At 49.0% G+C, this 3,181-nt stretch carries 2 rRNA genes; both read right to left on the bottom strand.

Going from position 1 to position 3,181, the window contains the following annotated elements:
- Nucleotides 1–6 precede the first annotated feature (6 nt).
- Nucleotides 7–122, bottom strand: a 5S ribosomal RNA gene (rrf, locus tag ACPC57_RS11410).
- A gap of 153 nt (nt 123–275) precedes the next feature.
- Nucleotides 276–3,177, bottom strand: a 23S ribosomal RNA gene (locus tag ACPC57_RS11415).
- Nucleotides 3,178–3,181 lie beyond the last annotated feature (4 nt).

The following is a 3,181-nucleotide window of genomic DNA, read 5'->3' on the forward strand; positions in this document are numbered from 1 at the left end:
AATATTGCTAAGCGACTACCGTATCTAACAGGGGGCAACCCCCAACTACTTCAGGCGTTCTAGGGCTTAACTGCTGTGTTCGGCATGGGTACAGGTGTATCTCCTAGGCTATCGTCACTTAACTACTGAGTCTTGTCAACTCAAAATTGAATATCTATATTCTAACAAGAAAAACCAACGCTGTCAATATTGACTCGTGAGTATTTGTACTCGAACTAAAAAGCTACTGATTTAGATAAATCATACACTTTTATTAACGTTCTATTTACTTATTCTTGGATAAGTCCTCGAGCGATTAGTATTGGTCCGCTACATGTGTCGCCACACTTACACTTCCAACCTATCTACCTGATCTTCTCTCAGGGCTCTTACTAACTTAATGTTATGGGAAATCTCATCTTGAGGTGGGTTTCACACTTAGATGCTTTCAGCGTTTATCCCTTCCCTACATAGCTACCCAGCGATGCCTCTGGCGAGACAACTGGTACACCAGCGGTAAGTCCACTCTGGTCCTCTCGTACTAGGAGCAGATCCTCTCAAATTTCCTACGCCCGCGACGGATAGGGACCGAACTGTCTCACGACGTTCTGAACCCAGCTCGCGTGCCGCTTTAATGGGCGAACAGCCCAACCCTTGGGACCGACTACAGCCCCAGGATGCGACGAGCCGACATCGAGGTGCCAAACCTCCCCGTCGATGTGAACTCTTGGGGGAGATAAGCCTGTTATCCCCAGGGTAGCTTTTATCCGTTGAGCGATGGCCCTTCCATACGGAACCACCGGATCACTAAGCCCGACTTTCGTCCCTGCTCGAGTTGTAGCTCTCGCAGTCAAGCTCCCTTATACCTTTACACTCTGCGAATGATTTCCAACCATTCTGAGGGAACCTTTGGGCGCCTCCGTTACCTTTTAGGAGGCGACCGCCCCAGTCAAACTGCCCGTCAGACACTGTCTCCGTAGATGATTAACCTACCGGGTTAGAGTAGCCATAACACAAGGGTAGTATCCCAACAGCGCCTCAATCGAAACTGGCGTCCCGATTTCATAGGCTCCTACCTATCCTGTACATGTGGTACAGATACTCAATATCAAACTGCAGTAAAGCTCCATGGGGTCTTTCCGTCCTGTCGCGGGTAACCTGCATCTTCACAGGTACTAAAATTTCACCGAGTCTCTCGTTGAGACAGTGCCCAAATCATTACGCCTTTCGTGCGGGTCGGAACTTACCCGACAAGGAATTTCGCTACCTTAGGACCGTTATAGTTACGGCCGCCGTTTACTGGGGCTTCAATTCAGATCTTCGCTTACGCTAAACCCTCCTCTTAACCTTCCAGCACCGGGCAGGCGTCACCCCCTATACATCATCTTACGATTTAGCAGAGAGCTGTGTTTTTGATAAACAGTTGCTTGGGCCTATTCACTGCGGCTGACTAAAAGTCAGCACCCCTTCTCCCGAAGTTACGGGGTCATTTTGCCGAGTTCCTTAACGAGAGTTCTCTCGCTCACCTGAGGCTACTCGCCTCGACTACCTGTGTCGGTTTGCGGTACGGGTAGTGTATACTTATCGCTAGAAGCTTTTCTTGGCAGTGTGACGTCACTAACTTCGCTACTTAATTTCGCTCCCCATCACAGCTCAATGTTAAAGATACAAGCATTTGACTCATATCACACCTCACTGCTTAGACGGGCTCTTCCATTCGCCCGCTTTAGTTAGCCTACTGCGTCCCTCCATCACTATATACACTAGTACAGGAATATCAACCTGTTGTCCATCGGATACACCTTTCGGTCTCTCCTTAGGTCCCGACTAACCCAGGGCGGACGAGCCTTCCCCTGGAAACCTTAGTCTTACGGTGGATGGGATTCTCACCCATCTTGCGCTACTCATACCGGCATTCTCACTTCTATGCGTTCCAGCACTCCTCACGGTATACCTTCTTCACACATAGAACGCTCTCCTACCATAACACTTTCGTGTTATCCACAGCTTCGGTAAATTGTTTTAGCCCCGGTACATTTTCGGCGCAGGGTCACTCGACTAGTGAGCTATTACGCACTCTTTGAATGAATAGCTGCTTCTAAGCTAACATCCTAGTTGTCTGTGCAACCCCACATCCTTTTCCACTTAACAATTATTTTGGGACCTTAGCTGGTGGTCTGGGCTGTTTCCCTTTCGACTACGGATCTTAGCACTCGCAGTCTGACTGCCGACCATAAATCATTGGCATTCGGAGTTTATCTGAAATCAGTAAACCGAGATGGCCCCCTCATCCAAACAGTGCTCTACCTCCAAGATTCTTAATGTCGACGCTAGCCCTAAAGCTATTTCGGAGAGAACCAGCTATCTCCAAGTTCGTTTGGAATTTCTCCGCTACCCACAAGTCATCCAAGCACTTTTCAACGTGCCCTGGTTCGGTCCTCCAGTGCGTCTTACCGCACCTTCAACCTGCTCATGGGTAGGTCACATGGTTTCGGGTCTACGACATAATACTAATCCGCCCTATTAAGACTCGGTTTCCCTACGGCTCCGTCTCTTCAACTTAACCTCGCATCATATCGTAACTCGCCGGTTCATTCTACAAAAGGCACGCTCTCACCCATTAACGGGCTCGAACTTGTTGTAGGCACACGGTTTCAGGTTCTATTTCACTCCCCTTCCGGGGTTCTTTTCACCTTTCCCTCACGGTACTGGTTCACTATCGGTCACTAGAGAGTATTTAGGGTTGGGAGATGGTCCTCCCAGATTCCGACGAGATTTCGCGTGTCTCGCCGTACTCAGGATACTGCTAGGTATAAAGACTATTTCAAATACGAGGCTGTTACTCTCTTTGGCCTACCTTCCCAGGTAGTTCTTCTATACTCTTTAAGTCCACTTTGCAGTCCTACAACCCCGAGGAGTAAACTCCTCGGTTTGCCCTCCTGCCGTTTCGCTCGCCGCTACTAAGGCAATCGCTTTTGCTTTCTCTTCCTGCAGCTACTTAGATGTTTCAGTTCACTGCGTCTTCCTCTTCACTACCTTAACAGTAGTGAGTGACAGGCTTTACCTGCCGGGTTCCCCCATTCGGACACCCCTGGATCATTGCTTACTTACAGCTCCCCAAGGCATTTCGTCGTTAGTCACGTCCTTCTTCGGCTTCTAGTGCCAAGGCATCCACCGTGCGCCCTTATTAACTTAACCTTAT

The sequence above is a fragment of the Streptococcus sp. VTCC 12886 genome, from assembly GCF_049893425.1.
Taxonomy (GTDB): domain Bacteria; phylum Bacillota; class Bacilli; order Lactobacillales; family Streptococcaceae; genus Streptococcus; species Streptococcus suis_AA.